Origin of the sequence: Oceanisphaera avium (assembly GCF_002157875.1) — a bacterium.
GTDB classification, from domain to species: Bacteria; Pseudomonadota; Gammaproteobacteria; order Enterobacterales; family Aeromonadaceae; genus Oceanimonas; species Oceanimonas avium.
This window is the reverse complement of record NZ_CP021376.1, coordinates 2,233,001-2,254,613: the sequence shown is the minus strand read 5'-3', so window position 1 is coordinate 2,254,613 and position 21,613 is coordinate 2,233,001. Positions and strand designations below refer to the sequence as shown.

The 21,613-nt window shown below is 47.3% G+C and carries 17 protein-coding genes and 2 riboswitches; of the genes, 10 read left to right on the top strand and 7 right to left on the bottom strand.

Annotation, left to right across the window (positions count from 1 at the left end):
- Positions 1-190: 190 nt before the first annotated feature.
- From CBP12_RS10340 to CBP12_RS10330, 3 genes are all read right to left on the bottom strand, one after another.
- The gene (locus CBP12_RS10340; protein WP_086964354.1) at positions 191-877 is read right to left on the bottom strand and encodes a type 1 glutamine amidotransferase domain-containing protein; all 687 of its coding nucleotides are present in this window, start codon (positions 875-877) and stop codon (positions 191-193) included.
- A 169-nt stretch (positions 878-1,046) separates the two neighbouring features.
- Positions 1,047-2,354 carry an LLM class flavin-dependent oxidoreductase gene (locus tag CBP12_RS10335; RefSeq protein ID WP_198341795.1) on the bottom strand — a complete coding sequence of 436 codons (1,308 nt, stop codon included), beginning with the start codon at positions 2,352-2,354 and terminating at the stop codon, positions 1,047-1,049.
- Positions 2,354-3,148, bottom strand: coding sequence for a 3-oxoacyl-ACP reductase (locus CBP12_RS10330; protein ID WP_086964353.1), 795 nt, complete (start codon positions 3,146-3,148; stop codon positions 2,354-2,356). Before CBP12_RS10330 ends, CBP12_RS10335 begins: the two co-directional genes overlap by 1 nt.
- Positions 3,149-3,196: 48 nt before the next feature.
- Positions 3,197-3,299: riboswitch (TPP riboswitch) on the bottom strand.
- 168 nt (positions 3,300-3,467) lie between these two features.
- Here CBP12_RS10330 and pyrC point away from each other — a divergent pair.
- The gene (gene pyrC, locus CBP12_RS10325; RefSeq protein ID WP_086964352.1) at positions 3,468-4,511 is read left to right on the top strand and encodes a dihydroorotase; all 1,044 of its coding nucleotides are present in this window, start codon (positions 3,468-3,470) and stop codon (positions 4,509-4,511) included.
- 65 nt (positions 4,512-4,576) lie between these two features.
- Here pyrC and CBP12_RS10320 read toward each other — a convergent pair whose 3' ends face one another.
- Positions 4,577-5,485, bottom strand: coding sequence for a LysR family transcriptional regulator (locus CBP12_RS10320; protein ID WP_232455055.1), 909 nt, complete (start codon positions 5,483-5,485; stop codon positions 4,577-4,579).
- 83 nt (positions 5,486-5,568) lie between these two features.
- Here CBP12_RS10320 and CBP12_RS10315 point away from each other — a divergent pair, with 83 nt between their 5' ends.
- The 5 genes from CBP12_RS10315 (at position 5,569) to CBP12_RS10295 (ending at position 9,879) form a co-directional block, all read left to right on the top strand.
- Positions 5,569-6,177: a nitroreductase family protein gene (locus CBP12_RS10315; RefSeq protein WP_086964351.1), complete on the top strand. Its 609-nt coding sequence runs from the start codon at positions 5,569-5,571 to the stop codon at positions 6,175-6,177.
- A 29-nt stretch (positions 6,178-6,206) separates the two neighbouring features.
- A complete protein-coding gene (locus CBP12_RS10310; RefSeq protein WP_086964350.1) occupies positions 6,207-7,163 on the top strand; it encodes a DMT family transporter in 957 nt (318 codons plus the stop codon).
- A gap of 48 nt (positions 7,164-7,211) precedes the next feature.
- Positions 7,212-7,339: riboswitch (TPP riboswitch) on the top strand.
- 95 nt (positions 7,340-7,434) lie between these two features.
- Entirely contained in the window at positions 7,435-8,877 is a 1,443-nt protein-coding gene (locus CBP12_RS10305; RefSeq protein WP_086964349.1) for a sodium:solute symporter family transporter, read from the top strand.
- Positions 8,878-9,101: 224 nt separating this feature from the next.
- Entirely contained in the window at positions 9,102-9,374 is a 273-nt protein-coding gene (locus CBP12_RS10300; protein ID WP_086964348.1) for an RNA recognition motif domain-containing protein, read from the top strand.
- A gap of 1 nt (position 9,375) precedes the next feature.
- Complete coding sequence (locus tag CBP12_RS10295; RefSeq protein WP_086964347.1) at positions 9,376-9,879, top strand: YehS family protein; 504 nt, start codon at positions 9,376-9,378, stop codon at positions 9,877-9,879.
- 247 nt (positions 9,880-10,126) lie between these two features.
- On the opposite strand, the gene CBP12_RS10290 is transcribed toward CBP12_RS10295, so the two are convergent.
- The gene (locus tag CBP12_RS10290) at positions 10,127-11,161 is read right to left on the bottom strand and encodes a Gfo/Idh/MocA family oxidoreductase (protein WP_086964346.1); all 1,035 of its coding nucleotides are present in this window, start codon (positions 11,159-11,161) and stop codon (positions 10,127-10,129) included.
- A 427-nt stretch (positions 11,162-11,588) separates the two neighbouring features.
- Here CBP12_RS10290 and CBP12_RS10285 point away from each other — a divergent pair, with 427 nt between their 5' ends.
- On the top strand, positions 11,589-14,513 hold the full coding sequence (locus CBP12_RS10285) for an FAD-binding and (Fe-S)-binding domain-containing protein (protein WP_086964345.1): 2,925 nt from the start codon (positions 11,589-11,591) through the stop codon (positions 14,511-14,513).
- Positions 14,514-14,560: 47 nt separating this feature from the next.
- Here CBP12_RS10285 and CBP12_RS10280 read toward each other — a convergent pair whose 3' ends face one another.
- Complete coding sequence (locus CBP12_RS10280; protein WP_086964344.1) at positions 14,561-16,360, bottom strand: hybrid-cluster NAD(P)-dependent oxidoreductase; 1,800 nt, start codon at positions 16,358-16,360, stop codon at positions 14,561-14,563.
- A 175-nt stretch (positions 16,361-16,535) separates the two neighbouring features.
- Here CBP12_RS10280 and CBP12_RS10275 point away from each other — a divergent pair, with 175 nt between their 5' ends.
- Positions 16,536-16,886 carry a RidA family protein gene (locus CBP12_RS10275; protein WP_086964343.1) on the top strand — a complete coding sequence of 117 codons (351 nt, stop codon included), beginning with the start codon at positions 16,536-16,538 and terminating at the stop codon, positions 16,884-16,886.
- A 253-nt stretch (positions 16,887-17,139) separates the two neighbouring features.
- Here CBP12_RS10275 and gdhA read toward each other — a convergent pair whose 3' ends face one another.
- A complete protein-coding gene (gdhA, locus tag CBP12_RS10270) occupies positions 17,140-18,495 on the bottom strand; it encodes an NADP-specific glutamate dehydrogenase (protein ID WP_086965528.1) in 1,356 nt (451 codons plus the stop codon).
- A 279-nt stretch (positions 18,496-18,774) separates the two neighbouring features.
- Between gdhA and CBP12_RS10265 the strand changes: the two genes are divergently transcribed.
- Together CBP12_RS10265 and mnmG are read left to right on the top strand one after the other, a co-directional pair.
- Positions 18,775-19,221 (top strand): flavodoxin domain-containing protein, encoded by a 447-nt coding sequence (locus tag CBP12_RS10265; protein ID WP_086964342.1) that lies wholly within the window; start codon positions 18,775-18,777, stop codon positions 19,219-19,221.
- A 488-nt stretch (positions 19,222-19,709) separates the two neighbouring features.
- On the top strand, positions 19,710-21,599 hold the full coding sequence (gene mnmG / locus CBP12_RS10260; protein WP_086964341.1) for a tRNA uridine-5-carboxymethylaminomethyl(34) synthesis enzyme MnmG: 1,890 nt from the start codon (positions 19,710-19,712) through the stop codon (positions 21,597-21,599).
- Positions 21,600-21,613: the final 14 nt, after the last annotated feature.

Below are 21,613 nucleotides of genomic sequence, written 5' to 3'. Positions count from 1 at the left end.
CCTGTTACGATTTAACGACTTTATAGCAGAAAACTCTATTAAAAAACCAAATTTGCAGCATTTTGCAACAGGCCGCACATCTGACCGTTTTTCTTATGCTGTTATGAATATATTAAAATCATGTACCCAAGCTTTAGACTATAAAAAGACGCGGCTGCGCCCTTTTTTGATTACTCGCCTGTTACCAAAATTAAGACTTAGCACCCAGTTTATCTAATAGCGCCTGCGCTGTGGCAGCAGAAGAAGCAGGGTTTTGCCCAGTAATAAGCAAGCCATCTGTTTCTACATGCGGTTGCCAGTCGTCACTTTTATAATAATGACCGCCCTGCTCTTTAAGCATATCTTCTACTAAAAACGGCACCACTTCAGTTAAGCCTGCCGCGGCTTCTTCACTGTTACTAAAACCCGTAACTCGTTTACCCAGTACCCAAGACTGGCCTTGCGCATTGTTAACTTGGCGAAATACTCCTGGCCCATGACATACCGCGGCCACTGGCTTATGTTGGCTTAACATCTGGGAGATTAACCGCGCCGAGTCGGGGTTATTGGCTAAATCCCATAACGGGCCGTGCCCACCGGGGTAAAAAATGCCATCAAAATCGTTAGCTGACACACTGTTTAGTGCCAAGGTATTGGAAAACTCGGCGTTCGCCGCTGCATCTTGCGCTAAGCGCTCGGTAGCGGGTGTTAGCGCATCAGGGCCTAAGCTATTGGGATCCACAGGTGGTCTACCGCCTTTTGGGGTAGCGAGTGTAAGCTTGGCGCCCGCATCTTTAAATACATAATAAGGCGCGGCAAATTCCTCTAACCACAGGCCGGTATCTTTACCGGTATCTCCCAGCTTGGCGTGTGAGGTCATGATCATTAAAATTTTCATCTTGGCTCCTTCATAATGGCAACATTGTTAGCCTAGTTGATCACTGCGCTAGAAGAAACGCTCAGCCAGTCGCCACGTCTTAATAAAGAGACAGTAATAAAAACTCGCCACAATAAAAAAGCCCATCACTAAAGTGATGGGCTTAAGTTACAAATAATGAGCTAGGCGATTAGGGCTTAGCTAGGCCTAAGTGACCGCGCAGGGTGTCGGTTTCATAGTCTTGGCGAAACAGACCGCGGCGCTGTAGCTCAGGCACAACCTGCTCTACAAAATCATTTAAGCTATAAGGCAGCGAAGGCGGCATTAAATTAAAACCATCGGCACCTTCGTTGTTAAACCACAGCTCCATTTGGTCGGCAATTTGTGTTGGTGTACCGACCATAGTGCAATGGCCACCCCCAGCGGCTAAGCGACCCAATAATTCGCGCACCGTGGGTTGCTCGGTTTCAATAATGCGCAAAATAGTGGCATAGCGCCCTTTAGGCCCAGTAAACTCTGCAAGCGGCGGCAACGCTGGCATGGGCGAATCCAGATCCCAATCGGAGCAGTCGCGCTCAATAAATAACCCCAATTGACGCAAAGAAGCGGCCACGGGCAGCATTTCATCTAGCTCACGTTGCTTAGCTTTTGCTTCTTCTTCGGTGGCAGCAACATAGGTTACTAAGCCGGGCATAATGGGCACGTCAACATCGCGACCGGCAGCTTTTACTCGACGCTTAATATCTCGGTAGTACTCTTGGGCGGCGGTGAGATCATAGGCTACGGCATAAATAGCTTCGGCGCGGCGTGCGGCGAGCTCTCGCCCTTGATCAGAGGCTCCTGCTTGAAATAATACCGGATGCCCTTGGGGCGGGCGCGGCACATTTAAGGGGCCATCTACTAAGAAGAATTCGCCATGGTGGTTAATGGCCTTCACTTTAGCAGGATCGGCATAATGGCCAAATCTATCTAGGGTAAGCGCATCTGCATCCCACGAGTCCCATAGCTTTAATACCGCATCTACAAACTCATCGGCTCGGCGATAGCGCTCGGCATGCACCGGCATTGCTTCATAGTTATGGTTACGCGCTTCCATATCAAACATAGAAGTTACAACGTTCCAGCCCATACGTCCCTTAGAAATATGGTCTAAAGACGCCACCATACGCGCGGCATGAAAGGGAGTGTAAAAGGTACTAGAAACGGTACTAATAAAGCCAATTTTTTCAGTAGCCCGGCTCATGGCCGCCATGGCGGTTAATGGCTCAAGGAAAAAAGGCGTGCCGTCAGCTACGTTTACTGCCGCTTGGCCGTCGGCAAAAAAGACGGCATCTAACTTACCGCGCTCGGCGATTTGCGCCATTTCTTCGTAATAATCAATGTCTCCTAAGCGCTCTACCGCCGACTTAGGATGGCGCCAAGCGCCTTTATGATGACCGCACCCCATTAAAAATAAATTAAGGTGCATCATGCGTGATGCTTGATTGTTAGCTGCCATTAGTTTTTCACCAAGCCGCCATCTACTACCAAGTTTTGGCCAGTTACGGAACGCGACCAAGGAGAGGCAAAAAATAAAATCGCATCAGCAAACTCTGCAGGTGTGGTTACACGGCGCAGCGGTGTATTAGCGGCAATGTAATCAAACACCGCTTCTGGGGTGGCAGCCGAGGCATCTGTGGTGCGTAATAAACCACCAGATACCATATTTACGGTAATTTGATCAGGGCCTAAGTCTTGAGACAGCGTGCGCGTTAACGAGAGTAACGCCGCTTTAGCAGCAGTGTAGTCGTGATACGGCACCACTGGGTTTTGGAATAAGTTAGTGCCCACGTTAACAATGCGGCCAAAACCGGCTTCACGCATGCCTGACAATGCGGCCTGTGTGGTGTTTAGCGCACCTTTTACGATACCTTCAAACTGCTGGTGTACATTATTCCAGCTTAACTGCTCAGCATTTTCACGAGCATCACCGTTAAAGGAAAAAGCCGGAAGGGCATTATTAATCACAGTAGTAATAGGCTGCCCAAAATGGGCATGGGCTTTAGCAAATAATGCCCCTACCGCATCGGCATCAGTGACATCCGCTTGCAATGCCAGCGCTTGATTTGGATAGTCGTTTGCTAATTGCTCAGCAGCTTGGGCGCTTTTAAGATAGTTAATTACGACTTTGGCGCCTTCACGCAAAAAGGCGCGTACTAAATGCTCGCCTAGGCCGCGCGCGCCGCCGGTGACTAATACCACTTGTTGGTCAAATGTTGGGGCTGAGGGGGTATGAATATGATGCTGTTGCATGGCTACCTCTAAAAGTCAGAGGCGAAGGCAGATGGGCAAGATTGCCGTGAGCCGAAAGGCTGACATCCCTTCGCCAGTATGAACTGGATCAGGTTCGACGGGTGTTATCTCAGCCAGGCAGATGTGCTGCCAGACACCCCGTGTCACGGCCTAGACCATAACATAAAAAGAGCAAGGTGTGAGCTGATAATCATGAACTAGGGCGAGCTATCTTGGTTACACACCTCTCTTTGCCCTTCACTCTTGCCTTAGGGAAATTTGGTTAATTGGCGCCAGCAGTAGATAATGGTGGCCTTGATGCAATGGAGATTAAGCCTTAATGAGCACACAACCGACTAGCCTAACCATTACTCGCCCCGATGATTGGCATTTGCACCTGCGCGACGGCGCACAACTTAGCGATACGGTGCGCGATGCCAGCCGTTATTTAGGCCGCGCCTTGGTTATGCCAAATTTGTTACCACCGGCAACCACCACCGAACTGGCGCTGGCTTATTACGATAAGATCACCGCGGTGCGCCCAGACGGCAGTCAGTTTGAGCCTTTAATGAGCTTGTATCTCACCGATAAAACCGATCCCCAAGAAATTCGCCGCGCTAAAGCTTGCGGTAAAATTGTGGCCTGTAAGTTATATCCTGCGGGTGCCACTACCAACTCCGACTCTGGCGTAACTGACGTAAAAAATATTTACGCGGTATTGGAGGTGATGCAGGAGCTGGGCATTTTGCTACTGGTACACGGCGAAGTAACTGATGCTAATATAGATATTTTTGACCGCGAGAAAGTCTTTTTAGAGACCATTTTACCCAATGTAGTGCGTGACTTTCCTGATCTTAAAATCGTCCTTGAGCACATTACTACCGAGCATGCAGTGAAGTTTGTTGAGCAAGCCGGTGATAATGTGGCCGCTACTATTACTGTGCATCATTTACTTTATAACCGTAACCATATGTTAGTAGGTGGAATTCGCCCCCACTATTACTGCTTACCTATTTTAAAGCGCAACACTCACCAACAAGCGCTAGTAAAAGCCGCCACTAGCGGCAGTAAAAAGTTCTTTATGGGGACTGACTCAGCACCACATTTTAAGAAAAATAAAGAAACTGCCTGTGGCTGTGCCGGTGCTTACACCTCTCATGCGGCCGTTGAGCTGTATGCCGAAGTGTTTGAAGAAGCCGGTGCACTGGATAAGTTAGAAGCGTTTACTAGCCATAACGGCCCCGACTTCTACGGCCTGCCACGCAACGCCGACACCATCACCTTGGTCAAAGAAACTTGGTCTGTGCCTGCCACTCTGCCGTTAGGTGGTGAAGAGCTGGTGCCAATTCGTGCCGGTGAAACCATCAGCTGGATGGTGAAGTAAGCAACCTGCGCTTATCAAGCAAGCAACAAAAACGCGGCCTTCAAGGTCGCGTTTTTTATTGCTGTTTAAACCGGTATAAAGTCACTCTGGCGCTCGGCAATGCTGCTTTTGATAAACTGCGTAAAGGCCTGCACCTTAGCGGTGCTATGCAGATCACCGTGGCTTGTTAACCACAGATCATGGGTCCAACTTTCCGGTGGTGGCAACAAGGGCTGCAGCCCAGAAGCCAAACTTGCCTGCCAACAACTCAAAGGGCCACAACCCATTCCCGCCTCCAGAGCTGGAATAAAACCGGTGAAATCCTGCACCCGATAAAAAATCTGCTCCGGTAACACCTTCTTCTCCATCCAGCGCATAAATAAACTGCCAGGACGTGGGCTAGTGGTGCCGATAAAACGATGCCCAGCGATGTCCTCGAGCGAAGTAATACAGCCATAACGGCGTACATATTCACGACTGGCATATAAAGTTCCTGCAGCCCGAGTAAGGTGCTGAACAACATAATCCAGCTCTTGCGGTCGAGATCCCGACCGTATGCCGACATGCGCCTCACCATGCTCTAGCCGATACACTCGGCGATCGGCGGAGTATTCCAGGCGTATATTCGGGTGTTGCCGCTGAAACTCCGCCAGCAGTGGTGTTATGTAGGGAACCAGATTATTGACTGAGGTGAGGATCAGCGTGCCCGCGAGGGCTTCACTCTCGCCAACTTGGGCGCGCATCCGGCTAAAAGTCTCTTCGGCCTGCGCGGCGGCGGCCAATAAGGCTTGCCCTGCTTCGGTCGCAACATAACCACGCGCATGGCGGTGAAATAGACGAGTACCTAGCTTAGTTTCCAGCGCATTAATGCGGCGTAATACCGTGCTGTGATGCACATCAAGCTGTAGGGCAGCCGCACTTAACGAGCCCAATCTGGCTACCTGATAAGCAATATAGATCTCGTGCCAGTCATCCACCTGTGCATTTGTGCACATAATCTCTGCTTCCATTCTATTTTTCTTCATTTTTGCATATGAAATACTGACCACCAAGTTGAACAAATCAAAGGAAATATATAATGCACACTCTCGACGCCATCACGACTCGCCGCGCAGTCAAACAATATGATGCGGCCTTCATCATGCCTGAAGCCGATATTAAACAATTGTTTCACTGCATGCTGCAGGCTCCCACAGCCTTTAATCTACAACATTGGCGCTTCGTGCAGGTTGAGGATCGACAATTACGCGCCGAAATGCGTAAAGCCGCAGGAGATCAAGCTCAGGTCACCGATGCATCGCTATTACTGGTGCTGTGTGCCGATACTCAAGCTTGGCAGCGTAACCCTGCACATTGCTGGCGCCATGCGCCCATCAACACTCAAGATCTTATGCTGTCGATGATTCACGGCTTCTATGAAAATCAGCCACAGCTACAACGTGACGAAGCAATCCGCTCGATTGGTATGGTCGCGCAAACTGCCATGTTGGCAGCCAAAGCCATGGGTTACGACAGCTGCCCCATGATAGGTTTTGATACCCAGCGTGTTAGCGAGCTTATTCAGCTACCCGACGATCATGTGATCGGCATGATGCTGACCATAGGAAAAGCGGACAAAGAGGCTTGGCCTAAACCCGGACAACTCTCATTGGAAAACGTGAGAGTGCTGGACCGTTTCCAGCGCTAATCCGGCAATCTGCTCGACGGGAGATAAACATGTTTATGCAAACCTGGCACGCCCATCTACGCGTGCTACTCGCTACCTTATTTATTGCAGGCTCTTTTATCGTTTCGGCGCAGCTGGCACCCGTAGCACCAGCCGCCTCCCTGACGCTACTGCGTTTTTTGCTGGCCGCAATCTTGATGCTGCCATGGATATTGATCAATGCCGAACGACGGCGAAAACTGCTACAAGCACTGCCACGTGGGCTGATTATTAGCCTCTTCTATTCACTTTTTTTTATCTGCCTGTTTGAAGCGTTGCATACCACTACCGCCCTTAACACCAGTACCTTATTTACCTTAGTACCCCTGATCACCAGCGTATTAGGGATTTGGCTATTACATACCCCTATCAGGCGCCCTCAGGCATGCAGTTATTTACTGGGTATATTAGGTGCACTCTGGGTGATCTTCGAAGGCAATCCAAGCCGAGCGCTGGCACTACAACTTAATCAGGGCGACAAAATATTTCTGCTGGGCGTGCTCAGCATGTGTGCCTATTCATTGAGTATGAAGTTGCTCTATCGCGGTGACTCAATCGGCGTGCTGACCTGTGCCATTTTAATAGGGGGCGCTTTTTGGATGGGGCTGGCCGTCTGGCTAGTCGATATTCCGCTACAGTGGCAAAACCTAGGACCAAATGATCGACTGGCAATGGCCTATCTAGTAGTTTGCGCCACCCTAGGCAGCGTGTATCTCTATCAATCTGGCAGCATTCAACTTGGCCCGCAAAAAGTCATGGCTTACACCTATCTCAACCCCGCTGCAGTCACCATATTGCCTTGGCTATTTATCGGTGCGCCGATCGCTGCAGTACTCTGGCCAGGCATACTGATATCCTGCTTAGCGACTTGGCAACTACAGCGCACCACCAAGGTTACAGCATCAACCAGCCTAACGGCGCCAAGCGCACTGCCGTTAAATACTTTCGATCGCGATAGCCGCGAGTAAACGGTTTGACCGAGGTTTGACAAGCGCCACATTTATTCTTACTCTCATCACCATTCCTGGGGGAGCCTAAGGTGCGAAATATGCACCCCATTTGGCTGAGATTCCGCAATGTGCTGCGGTAACCCTTAGAACCTGATCCGGATAATGCCGGCGAAGGGAAGGAACTGACTGATCCTCACTCCCCACCTGTGCGCCCGTCTTTACCCGGCATATTTCGTCAATGACTGACGATCGACGTATGCTTGCCTAACCATAGGCAAAGGGAGAATTCATGCTACTGTCCACCACTCAAGCCCTGTTTTGGCTGTGTTTATTTGCCGCTATTTTCGCCATTCCTGGCATGCTTTACGCTCGCCGCCAACAAGATAAAATTGAAGACTTTGTTGTAGCGCGTAATAGCCAAAATGGCATGGCCACTATGCTAACTCTGCTAGCAACTACCTTAGGCACTTGGATATTATTTGGCCCAGCTGAAGCCGCCACTTGGGGTGGCATAGGCGCGGTCACCGGTTATGCACTGGGCTCACTTGCGCCCCGTTTTATGATGATCCCCTTGGGTAAACGCTTACGTGAGCTCATTCCAGAAGGTCATACACTCACTGAGTTTGTATTGCACCGCTATGGCAAAACCATGTACGGCTTTGTGTTAGTGATTATGCTGTTTTATATGTTTATTTCACTCACCGCAGGCTTAACTGCCATTGCTAAAATGGTTAATTTAATCGCGCCTGTGCCCCTATGGACGACCGCCACCATAGTGATGGTGGCCACCTTGCTTTACACGCTATATGGGGGCTTGCGTGTTACTATTTTTACCGACCGTTTACAGATGATAGTGATACTGCCGTTTTTATTATTGCTGATCATGTTTGGCTGGTTTGCCGTAGGTGGCATGGGACCCACCATTGCCGGTTTAAAAGAAAAAGCACCCGAGCTACTTAATCCCTTTGATCTAAATGGCTTTAAATCTGGACTCACTTTCTTTATTGCCGTGGTGCTTACCGGCCTTTTTTCGCAAGGCACCTGGCAGCGTATCTTTGCCGCCCAAAACAACAGAGCCATTCGCAACGGTTTTATTGTAAGTGGTGTGATGAGCTTTATTTTTATCTTTATCTTAGGGTTATTTGGCTTAGCCTTTGTTGGCCTAGATTTGCCAGGTGATGGCTCGGTGGCAGTGTTTGATGTGCTGCTAGCCAATGTGCCGATGTGGTTTGTCATTGGCTTACTGCCCTTTGGCTTGGCCTTAATAATGAGTAGCGCCGACTCTACCATTAGCGGTATTTCTAGCATGCTAGTAGTAGACTTACGCCGTATGCTACCCGAGGTAAGCGCTAATCGCTTATTAGGCCTTTCCCGCTGGGCGATTGTGTTAATTTCAATTCCGGTGCTGGTGGTAGCATCCCAGGGCTTTAGTGTTTTATACCTGTTTTTGTTTGCCGATCTCTTATGTTGTGCCGCCGCTTTCCCGGTGTTCTTTGGTTTTTATAGCGCCCGCTATCAAGCCTATAATGCGGTACTCAGTACAGCGGCCGGCTTAGTTGCTGGCTTGTGGCTCTTCCCCGCCCCAGCAGCTGAGATTGAATTTTTATTGGAATCTTTCTTACTGGCAAGCTTAGTGCCGGTGATGGTATCTGGCTTATTTATGATGCTACCCAGTCGCCAAGTATTTGATTTTTCAATTCTTAGCCAGCGTATTCGCAGCCTAGAAAGCTAATTTAATAGCTTATTAGTCCTCACCTCGCTCTTTATTACAGCCGACCCTTAGGGTCGGCTTTTTTGTGCTTAGCCCAGCCCACTAAAACGGCAGACGACAGCCACACAAACTGCTACACTCGCGCGCCCAGCGCATTCATTTACGCCCCTTTTATTCACTCCTTTTTGTTTTCGGCCTATCCTGCATTGATAGATATGCAACAACATTAAGTTTTTGGAGAACCCATGAAACTCATAATCCGCGGTTTATCTCGCCTTACCACTGAGGAAAAAATCCTCGCCCTGCTCACGCCTTATGGTTTAGTACAGTATTTTCATTTAGTTATGGATCCTAATACGCAAAACTCTAAGGGTTTTGGCTTTGCTTTTATGCCTAATCCTGCCCAAGCCAAGGCGGCCATTAAAAGCTTAAATGGCATTGAAGTAGACGGTGAAAAAATTCGAGTAAAGAAAGCCGAAGATAAACCGACCGATCCTAACGCTGCGGAAACTAAATAAGATGACTAATAACGATATTTTACGCCGAGTACGCTACGCCCTTGATCTAAAAGATGCTCAGTCATTAGCGATTTTTAGCTTAGGCGGTATTAAGATTGATGAAGCACAACTTTTAGCTTTGCTTGCTAAAGAAGAAGATGACAATTATCACAGCTGCAGCAACGAGCAACTATTAGGCTTTTTAAATGGCTTAGTACTACAAGAAAGAGGACCGCGCCAAGGTGGCCCAGCTCCTAAGGCTGACCTAGCAGAACCTATTAATAATCAAGTATTTAAAAAGCTAAGAGTCGCGCTGCAGTTAAAAGAAGAAGATATTTTAAACTTACTTAGCTTAGCCGGCTTTGTGGTAAGAAAGCCGGAGCTCACCTCGTTATTTAGAAAGCCCGATCATAAACATTTTAAAGCCTGTGGTGATCAGTTTTTGCGTAACTTCCTACAAGGTCTAGCACTACAGCGCCGCCACGGCGGCGAAGCTGAACCTGATACCAGTCTCAAGGCCGAGTAAGCTCCCGCTTATGGGTCTTTTAAATATAAAACGAGATACTGGGTCGAGCCCGATAAGACGGCTAAGGGCCAAAGCGGCGCTTCGATTTAGCTTGGTGCTCGGCGCTGCTCTTAGCCATCACCCTACTGAAAAAGCCGTCAACCTGACGAAAGTCAGGATCTCGGTTTAGCTTTTAGACCTAAAACATCAAAACGAGATACCGGGTCGAGCCCGGTAAGACGGCTAAAGCCCAAAGCGGCGCTTTGATTTAGTCTCTAAAGCTGGTCGCCGTTAAGGGCAGCGTTCGTCCCTCGGCGGAACTCTTTTCTGCTAAGTTAATAATATTGAGCCCGTCTAAGGCATCTTGCATGGAAACCGGTGGCGGCGCCTCATTGCGAATAGCTTTAGCGGTGGCTTGATAAAAATAACGATAACCGCCTATTTCAGACTCTATAACTTGGGCATCATCATCCGAATAAAAAACACCATAATCCGCTTCAGCTTCTTTGGCCAAGTAAGGCGAGTCTGGCACTATGCCATTTTGTAATCGCTCTTCTTGGGGATCAAAACCACGCTTGATATAACAACCTAGCTCGCCTTGTAGCTTAAAGCGCAAGGTGGGGCCTGGATGATAAGGGCTGGAGTGCAATACCACTTCTTTATCGCAGTAATGCAGCTGCACATGGAAATAATCCGTGACATTAGCGCCGGGGCGCATCGATAAACAGCGCCCTGTAATAGATTGTGGCTTGCCAAATAATACCAACACCTGATCTACAAGATGCCCACCTAAATCAAACCAGATCCCGGCGCCGGCACCGGGTGTTTCTACTCTGACTCGCGGGCGAAAGCGATCAAAGTGCGACTCAAAACCATGGATTGGACCTAGGGTATTATCGGCTAGCAATTTACGCAGCGTTAAAAAGTCACTGTCCCACCGACGATTATGAAAAGGAATTAAGCATAACTTTTTACTGTCTGCTAAGCGCATTAGCTCAGCACCTTGGTGTAGCTGAGTAACGGTGGGGTTTTCCATCACTACGTGCAACCCCATACTTAGCGCCTTGCGGCCCAACTCGTAATGCACCTCATTGGGCGCGGTGATCACGACTAGCTCAGCGCCAGACTCTGCCAACATAGTATCGACATCGGTATAAACGGCTACTTCTGGCCACTCTGCCGCGGCTTGTTCTGGCTTAGAAGTACTAATGGCGACTAGCTCAAAATCCGCCAAGCTATTAATAAAAGGCAGGTGAAAAATTCGGGCAGATTGTCCAAAGCCAATAATAGCGGTCTTAATCATACTTAACCTCGTTAAAAGTAACGCTGTATATCCATATAGCGTGCAAGACTGAATACATTCGTTCACTCGCTTGATTTTAAGGAGAGGCCAACGGCTATATGGTTAAAGGGAGAAAATACCCCCTACTTTACCAACTTGTGGCAGTCGTCGCTCACCTAAACTGCTTATTTGTAACTGCCATAAACTAAACGCTGGGTCTTACACTCTTAATTGTGCTTGCCTAAGCCTCTTTACTGCTGGCTTAGCGAATAATGAGCGGCCCATTATTCTCTTTTATCCTCACTACTCCTTAGCGCCATCCTCGCAGTTAGCTATATTAATATGCGGGTCAGCCCTAACGTATTAATAATGTTAACCTTATAAAATGCACACTGGCTATAAGTAACAGGGGCAGTTAATGGCTAGGCACATTTACCAAGGACAGTTAATGGACTCTCATTATCAAGCATTGCTTACCCAGCTAGCGGATTTTTTACCTAGCAGTCGTGTTATTCGCGACCCTGCTCTGTGTCTTGCTTATGGTACAGACGCGAGTTTTTATCGGCTCATTCCGCGCATGGTATTACGCTTAGCCAATACCGCAGAGGTGATACGCGTCCTTGAGCTTTGTAGCCAGCATAATATTGCCTGTACCTTTAGAGCTGCAGGCACCAGTTTATCTGGCCAAGCCATTTCCGACTCGGTACTTATCACTTTAACGGATGACTGGCGTGCTTATGAGATATCTGAGTTAGGTGAAATCATTACCTTACAGCCTGGCGTAATTGGAGCAGACGCTAATAAATACTTAGCGCCTTTTAATCGTAAAATTGGTCCCGATCCTGCTTCTATTAATAGTTGTAAAATTGGTGGCATTGCGGCTAACAACGCGTCGGGCATGTGTTGTGGTACCGCGCAAAATTCTTATCGTACGTTAGCGGGCATGAGTTTAGTGTTGGCCGACGGAACCTACCTCGATACACGTAATGAATTAAGTAAACTTAAATTCGCTAAGCGACAACCGCAACTTCTACAAGGCTTAGTTAAGCTTCAACAACAGATTAAACACCAGCCGGCGTTAGAAGAGCGTATTCGTCACAAATATCGCTTAAAAAATACTACCGGCTATAGCCTCAATGCCCTGGTAGATTTTAGTGATCCTTTCGATATGTTAAGCCATTTAATGATTGGCTCTGAAGGTACACTCGGTTTTATTAATGATATTAGCTACCACACCGTCCCTGATCATCCTTATAAAGCTTCCTGTTTATGGGTATATGCCAATATAGAAGATACCTGCTTAGCAGTAACCGAGCTGGCTAAGACTGAGGTGTCAGCAGTTGAGTTAATGGATGGCCGAGCGCTAGCTTCTATCGCCCACTTAACAGGCATGCCAAGTTTTATTCATGCCCTAGACTTGGAAGCAGCCGCCTTATTAATAGAAGTGCATGGTGCAGATGTAAATGAACTTGAGCAAAAATGCCAACAAGCTATGGCAGCAGTGGCCGACTTTAATAAAATTGAAGAAGTCCCTTTTACTCATGATGCGGTGCTGTGCGCTAATTTATGGGCCATGAGAAAAGGCATGTTTCCGGCGGTGGGTGCGGTACGTGACACAGGCACCACAGTGGTCATTGAAGATGTAGCGTTTCACGTGGAACATTTAGCCGCTGCCGTGCGCAAGCTTACTGCGCTATTTGAACAGTTTGGTTATGACGAGGCCATTATCTTTGGTCATGCGCTAGCTGGAAATTTACACTTTGTGTTTACTCAGGGTTTTGACAGCGAAGCAGAGCGCCAGCGCTATGGTCAATTTATGGCAGCCGTTACGCAACTGGTGGCGGTTGAGTATCAAGGCTCCCTAAAGGCCGAGCACGGTACGGGTCGTAATATGGCGCCCTTTGTGGAATTAGAATGGGGAAAAGACGGTTACCAATTAGTGCAACAAATTAAAGCGCTCTTTGATCCGCAAGGTATTTTAAACCCAGGCGTTATCGTGAACAACGATGCTCAAGCTCACCTTAAACACTTAAAACCTTTACCAGCGGCAGATCCCTTAATTGATAAATGCATTGAGTGTGGTTTTTGTGAAGCAGTGTGCCCTTCTAAAAATTTAAGCTTAACACCGCGCCAGCGCATCGTCTTATATAGAGAACTCCAAAGACGACAGGCAAATAACGAATCGCATACAGATACCCTCAAGCAAGTATTTGAATATCAAGGTATCGCTACTTGCGCAGCCACTGGCCTGTGTGAGCAACGATGTCCGGTAGGAATTAATACCGGTGAAATGATGCGCAAACTGCGCTCTTCTCGCTATCAAAAATTTGCACCTATTGCACGTTGGACGGCGAACCACTTTGCCGGTACTAGCAAAACCATAAGATTGGGCTTAACTACTTTAGACGGCGCGCGCACACTATTAGGCACCTCTGCAGTAAGTAAGATCAATAACACCCTACGTAAAGTTACGGCTAATAAGGTACCGATGTGGTTTCCTCAACTTCCGTCCGCAAATGCTCATCGCCTTGAACCAAGCCACGGCTTAGCCAAGCACGATAAATCACCGAGCTACAGTAGCGGTGCATCGGATTTTATAAAAGACCAGCCACTCCAACCCAAATTAAGCAGCCCAGAAAAGTCAGTAGCTAAGGTCATTTATTTTCCCTCTTGCGCGAGCCGTGTATTAGGGCAATCACCTCAAGCTCAAGACCCGCGCCCGTTAACTGAGGTAACGCTGTCCGTATTAGCTAAAGCCGGCTTTGAAGTTATTATTCCTGCCGACTTAAGCAGGTTATGTTGTGGCATGCCCTATCACAGCAAAGGCCTTAACCAACAATATGTAACTAAAAACCAAGAGCTTATTAATCATCTTTGGCACGTCAGTGAGCAAGGCCGCTGGCCGGTATTAATGGATACTAGCCCCTGTGCTAAATTAAGCATTGACAGCCTTAAGCATACCGATAAGCAAGCACTTATGGTTTATGAGCCGGTGGAGTTTATTTTAGATAAAGCGTTAGCTAAGCTATCACTTAACCCGCTCGATGAAACTGTCATGTTGCACATTACTTGTAGCAGTCAGCGCTTGGGGCTCAGTGAAAAAATGTTACAGCTCGCCCAGCGCTGCGCAACCAAGGTGATAGTGCCGGAGCATATTAGCTGTTGTGGTTTTGCGGGTGATAAAGGGTTTACGGTACCAGAGCTTAATGCCTGTGCACTGGCGAGTCTTAAGGCTCAAGTACCGCAGAGTTGTAGTCGCGGCTTTAGTAATAGCCGCACCTGTGAGTTAGGCTTAAGCCATCATAGTGGAATTAACTACGAGTCGATTCTTTACCTAGTAGATGAAGTATCCCAAAGCCGCGCTAGGCCCTAAGCCATATGCGCTACGTAAAGCAAAACGTAGCGTCGATGTAAGCTAACTTACAATAACGTCACATCTGTTAGCGGCACACAGCAGCAGGCTAAAACTTTACCGGCAGCTTGCTCTGCAGAAGTTAATGCCGGTGCTGGCGGTTGCTCAACTTCACCACTGATTAACTGTTGTTTACAGCTACCGCATATTCCCGCTCGGCAAGACCAAGGTAAAGTTAGTCCTTGTTGCTCTGCCTGCGTAAGCAAGTCCACTTGGTTATTCCCTGTAAAACGATGGCCATTTATATCAATGGTCAATGTTTGTGTTTCACGTGGAACATCTGAAACCTGAGGACTAGCAAAATACTCTTGATGCAAAAGACCACTTGGCAGCCCCAATGCTAGCAACCAAGCGCGAGCTTGTTGCATAAAACCGGCGGGGCCACACAAGTAGGTTTGCCGTTGTGCTAACTCGGTAATAGCCGCTAAGTGAGCCAAATCTAGACGACTGCCCTCGCCTTTTTCACCTTGGCTTAAAATAAACTGAATTTTAAGGCCGCTATTTTGTCCAGCTAACTTAGCCAACTCATCAGGCGCAGGAATATCTGCCGCCGTTTTACAGACATGCAGAAAATACACATCGCTTAACTGGGATAAATCGGCCAGCGCGCGCACCATAGACAGCAAAGGGGTCACTCCTGAGCCGGCAGAGATAAATAAATAGCGATGAGCAGGTTGGAGCGTAAAATCACCACTAGGGTCATGAGCCAGTAAAAAGTGACCAGGTTTAAAATGCTCGGCTAACCAGTTAGACACCACCCCTTGAGCGCGGCGTTTCACACTAATAGCATAATACTCAGGTCGAGTGGGACTGGAACTTAAACTGTAATAGCGCAGGTAACGTTGCCCATTAATATCAAGTGCTATGGGTAAATGTTGCCCCGCCAGGTAGCTCGCTAGCGCCTTATTATCGCGAGCTTTAAACCAGTAGGTTTCAATATCTGGTGTGAGCGCCTCTCGAGCAACACAAATGAGCTCGCGACGCTTAGGCGCCAAATCGGTGTAAATAGGCGCGCTGGCATACTCCAACACTTCCACCGGATCGTTACGCTGAATAGTGCCTGAGTTAAGGGCTATTAAGTTTTGGCCAAAATACACTTCCCCATCCTCACCACGACGATAACGAACTAAGGTAGCAAGCGGCTCTTTCAATTGATGAAACTGTTCAGTACCAGGGATAATTGTGGTCATGACACAGCGGCTACAAGGTTTAGCTACTACAAACTCTACTTCACCAATACGAATACGTTGCCAGCCATCTTCTTCAAAAGCGCGCTGTGCAGAGACCACAATATTAGGTCTAAATTGCGACATCGCTAATTGAGCATCGGCACGCAAATTAACATCGGCTAAGGAAGCTGTGGAAATAAGTAACAGTGGATAACCGTCGGCAAAACTGACCGACGTATTAAGCTGGGTTCGATAGCGGCCCGAGGTTTCACCTAGCCAGAGTAGTTGTACTGGCTCATCTAATAGCGCACTAAACCAAGCATCGTAGCTAGGATGAGTACTAAAAGCGCTAAAGGTATCTTCCCAAACTGTCGCCATCATGGGGCGTTTTAAAAACTCGGTATAACGAACGTTTAAGGTTAAGCCTTTGGTATTTAAATCAAGGCCCCCTGCCACCCAGCTAACATGAATGCGTTGTAGTTGAGGATGCGTACGGGCACTAATAAAGCCACCATTAAGTTTAGCCACCATAAAGCGGCGATCACCTAATAACCCTTCATCAAAAACAAAGGCCTGCTCTACGCTAATGCCGGCTGCCGACTTTAAGGGATAAAGGTTAAGTTGAGTGACCGCCGCCATACTATTTCTATCCTTTTTAAAATTAAAGGTTTACTTGCCACGCTCAGCAGGTAAGGTTTGGCTATATTGTGCGGCGTGAAAGAGAAAGAGTGAAGTTATTAAGAACTCGGATTGAGTCGTCGATTTGCCCTTTACCGCTTGCGCTGCAACTGTTAATTCATTAACCGGAGTCATAATGACTATTGAACGTCTACACATTAGCGAGCGTATGAGCCGCATTGTGAAACATAACGGAGTTGTTTATTTAAGTGGCCAAGTTCCTAAAGATGCCACCACCGACATTAGTGATCAAACCGCGACTATGTTAGATAAAGTAGACGCACTGTTGTTAGAAGCCGGCTCTAGTCGCGAGCATCTATTGTCGGTGACTATCTTTCTAAAAACTATGAACGATTTTGCGGCAATGAATGCCGTGTGGGATGCTTGGGTACCAGAGGGCCATGCCCCCGCTCGCACTTGTGTAGAAGGTGCCATGGCACGCAATGAACTGCTAGTGGAGATAGCCGTAACGGCAGCTGTTAAATAAGCGTGAACAACGCTATACGCTGATCGTTAATAACCAATTGAATAAACCACTCACATATTCCACACCAATCAAATAAAAGCCCCGAACCTTTAGGCTCGGGGCTTTTTTATTGCCATCATCCTGGTGCATGTCAGGATCTCGATTTAGCTCTTATATTTTAACCCGTTCCGCCTTCGGCGAAATGAAAGAGCCAGCGTTCGCCTGCAAGAGCACGCTCTTTAACGTATGGCGTACAGCTATAACGTACCGCTTTTTAAACCACACCCTGCTCTATCATGGCGTCGGCCACTTTTCTAAAGCCGGCAATGTTAGCACCCAACACCAGATTATTGGGCTCACCAAATTCGGCGGCAGTTTCACTGGCGTTAACATAAATATTTTTCATAATGACTTTTAGCTTTTCATCGACTTCTTCAAAGCTCCAGCGCTGCATACTGGCGTTTTGTGCCATTTCTAATTGGCTGGTAGCCACGCCACCAGCATTGGCCGCTTTACCAGGGCCATAGTAAATGTGCGCATCTAAAAAGACTTCTACCGCTTCTTGAGTAGAGGGCATATTAGCTCCCTCAGAAATGCCAATACAGCCATTAGCCACCAGCGCTTTAGCATCTACTTCATTTAACTCGTTTTGGGTCGCACACGGAAAAGCTAACTGTGCGCCTTCTAAGTGCCAAACCGCATTGCCGTTTTCAGGGTAATCGGCAATAGGGATAAATTTGGCTTCAGGGTGAGCAGTTAAATATTCATTTAATCGTACTTTGCGCACTTCTTTTAGATCTTTTAAAGTATCTAAATTAACACCCGAGTCGTGATATATGGTTCCACTAGAGTCTGAACAACTAATAGGCGTAGCCCCCATTTGGTACAGCTTTTCTATGGTATAGATGGCCACGTTACCCGCGCCTGACACTAAGCAACGTTTACCCGCTAGGCTCTCGCCTTTGTCTTCTAACATGTATTGAGCAAAGTACACACAGCCATAACCGGTCGCTTCTTTGCGCGCCAACGAACCGCCCCACAATAAACTTTTGCCGGTAAATACCCCATCAAAATGACCGGTTAAGCGCTTATATTGACCAAACATATAACCAATTTCACGGGCACCTACCCCTATATCGCCGGCAGGAACGTCTGTGGTAGGACCAATGTGGCGATATAGTTCATTCATAAAAGATTGGCAAAAGCGCATAATTTCGCCGTCTGACTTCCCTTTAGGATCAAAGTTAGCCCCACCTTTACCGCCGCCAATAGGCAAGCCGGTAAGCGCATTTTTAAAAATCTGTTCAAAGCCCAAAAACTTAATGATGCTGGCATTTACACTAGGGTGAAAGCGCAACCCGCCTTTATAGGGACCTAAAGCTGAGTTAAATTCAATGCGATACCCTTTATTTACCTGAACTTTTCCTTGGTCATCAACCCAAGGCACGCGAAACATAATTTGGCGCTCAGGCTCAACCATGCGTTCAATAATGGAGTTAAGCTGGTACTCTTCGTTAGTTTCAAGGATGGGCTGTAACGACTCCAGCACCTCCTCTACCGCCTGATAAAACTCAGCTTGCGCTGGGCTGGTCTTTTTGAGTTTGGTGATGGTGTTATGAATATACGTCACAATATTTTCCTTGTTATTTTTACTACCATTTTGTTCAGGAGACCATTGCTGGTTGAGACCCGCAGCTATTGGAATATGGATGGGCTTTTCGGTCAATGCCGAGGAGGTATTTAAAGCGGAATTTTTTGAAATTTTTTTCATAAAACACTCCATAATTCCGCTTTTACCACCTTGGCTAAGCCAGTTATAAGACTAAAGTCGACTGGCCAAGTTCTATCTTACACCGACTATTTATGGTGATGGTGGTAAAATCGGCACTTTTTATTAATAAGGCGCATTATGAAACCGATCACGCTCTTGGTGGGCTCCACGTTAGGCGCAGCCGAAGATCTTGCTGAAGAGATAGCTGAGATCTTACAAGCAAATAGTTATCACCCAGTTATTCACACTTCTCCCCAAGTTGATCACATCTTGATCAAGCCCAGTCCTCTTCTATTATTGATCTGTTCTACCCATGGCGCTGGCGATCTGCCGGAAAATATTCAACCCTTTTATAATGACTTACTAAAGCAAGCACCTGACTTAAGCGCTGTATCCTATTTGGCGATAGGATTAGGAGACACCAGTTACGAAGATTTCTGCCAAGCCATAGTTACATTGGATCTTCAGCTTAATAAATTAGGCGCTAAGCGCTTAGCCGATCCGTTAAAGATAGACGTTAGCCGGGCGGATCCCCCCGAAGTGATCGCTAAAACTTGGCTCGATCGGTGGCTCGCTCAGCAATAGATCATAAACCTAGCTAAGAAAAGGGGATCTCAACACCCGCAGATCCCTGGCTGCAAATAATTTCTTCCACCAAGTTATCAACAGATCTCTCCCCAAGTTATCTCTTACTATTTACGTACAGCATGTATTAGTATGTGAATAACTACGGTTAGATCCGGTGTTAAACCTATAGTTATCCTCTTAACTAAATATTTCACTACCCTGCCCTGTGCATAACTAGGCTAGTTACCCACGGGTCCAAGGGGATCTAACTAAAGGTTGTACACAGCTATGGATCGCACTTAAGTTTATGATCTTTATGATCAAAAATGGCTTACTCACAGATAAGTCGATCCTTAGTAGTAGTCATAACAGAAGAGATCTCTAGAGATCTAAGATCTATTAAGCACAGCAAAGATCCTCTCGATCGCATTTCCATCTCGCTCGGAAAACAGCTAAAATGATCACCCTTCGGGATCCTTACATCTGTTGTTTCAAGAGTATTTGTTATGCACTATGAAGAATTGTTTGATGTCATCGTGGTTGGCGGTGGCCATGCTGGTACCGAAGCTGCTGCTGCTGCCGCTCGTATGGGGGCAAATACCCTCTTATTGACCCATAACATTGATACCTTGGGCCAGATGTCATGTAATCCCGCCATTGGTGGTATCGGCAAAGGCCATTTAGTTAAAGAGATCGACGCCTTAGGCGGGATCATGGCTATGGCTGCCGATAACGCCGGCATTCAATTTCGCACCCTCAATGCCTCTAAAGGACCTGCGGTAAGAGCCACTCGTGCTCAAGCGGATCGCCAACTCTATCGCCAAGCTGTTCGCACTCGTTTAGAAAATCAGCCCAATTTAAAGATCTTCCAACAAGCCTGTGATGATTTGATCTTGGAAGGAGATACCGTAGTTGGCGTCATCACTCAAACGGGTTTGCGCTTTAGAGCTAAGACAGTGGTATTAACCGTAGGCACTTTCCTCAATGGCTTGATTCATATCGGTATGGATCATTACAAAGGTGGCCGAGCAGGCGATCCGCCTTCGGTCGCGTTAGCACAACGCTTACGTGAGTTACCACTGCGAATTGATAGGCTTAAAACCGGTACTCCACCCCGCATTGATGCCAATAGCGTCGATTTTTCGGTGATGCAAACTCAGCCCGGTGATAACCCTACTCCCGTATTTTCTTTTATCGGTAGCCGTGACGATCAGCCCCGACAAATTCCTTGTTACATCACCCATACCAATGAAAAAACCCATGATGTTATCCGTAAAAACTTAGATCGTAGCCCCATGTATGCGGGTGTGATTGAAGGTATAGGCCCGCGCTATTGCCCCTCAATCGAAGATAAGATCATGCGCTTTGCTGATAAAACCTCGCACCAGATTTTTGTTGAACCTGAGGGGCTAACCAGTACCGAGCTTTACCCCAATGGTATTTCAACTAGCCTGCCCTTTGATGTACAGCTACAAATTGTGCGATCCATCAAAGGCTTTGAAAATGCCCATATCATGCGCCCCGGTTATGCCATTGAATACGATTACTTCGATCCTCGGGATTTAAAAATAAACATGGAAAATAAGTGCTTACATAACTTATTTTTTGCCGGACAAATCAATGGCACCACCGGCTACGAAGAAGCAGCGGCTCAAGGGCTGTTAGCTGGCCTTAATGCCACCTTGCGCGCCTTTGGTAAAGAGTCTTGGTCGGCACGTCGTGATCAAGCTTACATGGGCGTGATGATGGACGATCTCTCCACACTCGGTACTAAAGAGCCTTATCGCATGTTTACTAGTCGTGCCGAATATCGTTTATTGCTTCGAGAAGACAACGCCGATGTGCGCTTAACCGAAGCCGGGCGTGAGCTGGGCTTAGTCGATGATCATCGTTGGGCATTGTTTTGTGAAAAAATGGAGCAGATCACTAGCGAAACGCAGCGCCTGCGTAGTAATTGGGTCAATCCTTTACACAGTTCGGCCGCCAATTTAAACGAATTGTTAAAAACACCCCTTAGCAAAGAGCACACCTTAGAAGAAGTTTTACGCCGCCCAGAGATGGATTATAAAACTTTGATGCAAGTCGAAGGCATAGGGCCTGGGGTGAGCAATCAACAAGCAGCAGAACAAGTTGAAATTCAAGTTAAATACGCCGGTTACATTGAGCGCCAAAAAAGCGAAATAGAAAAGCATTTGCGCAATGAACACACTCATTTGCCATTAGACTTGGATTATCAAGAAGTGCCTGGGCTTTCTAGTGAAGTGATAGTGAAGTTAAATTTAGCTAAGCCTGAAACCTTAGGGATTGCTTCGCGTACGCCTGGGGTAACGCCGGCGGCGATTTCGATTTTATTAGTTCACCTTAAAAAACGAGGTTTGCTGCGAAAGTCAGCATAATACGCCGGCCTATT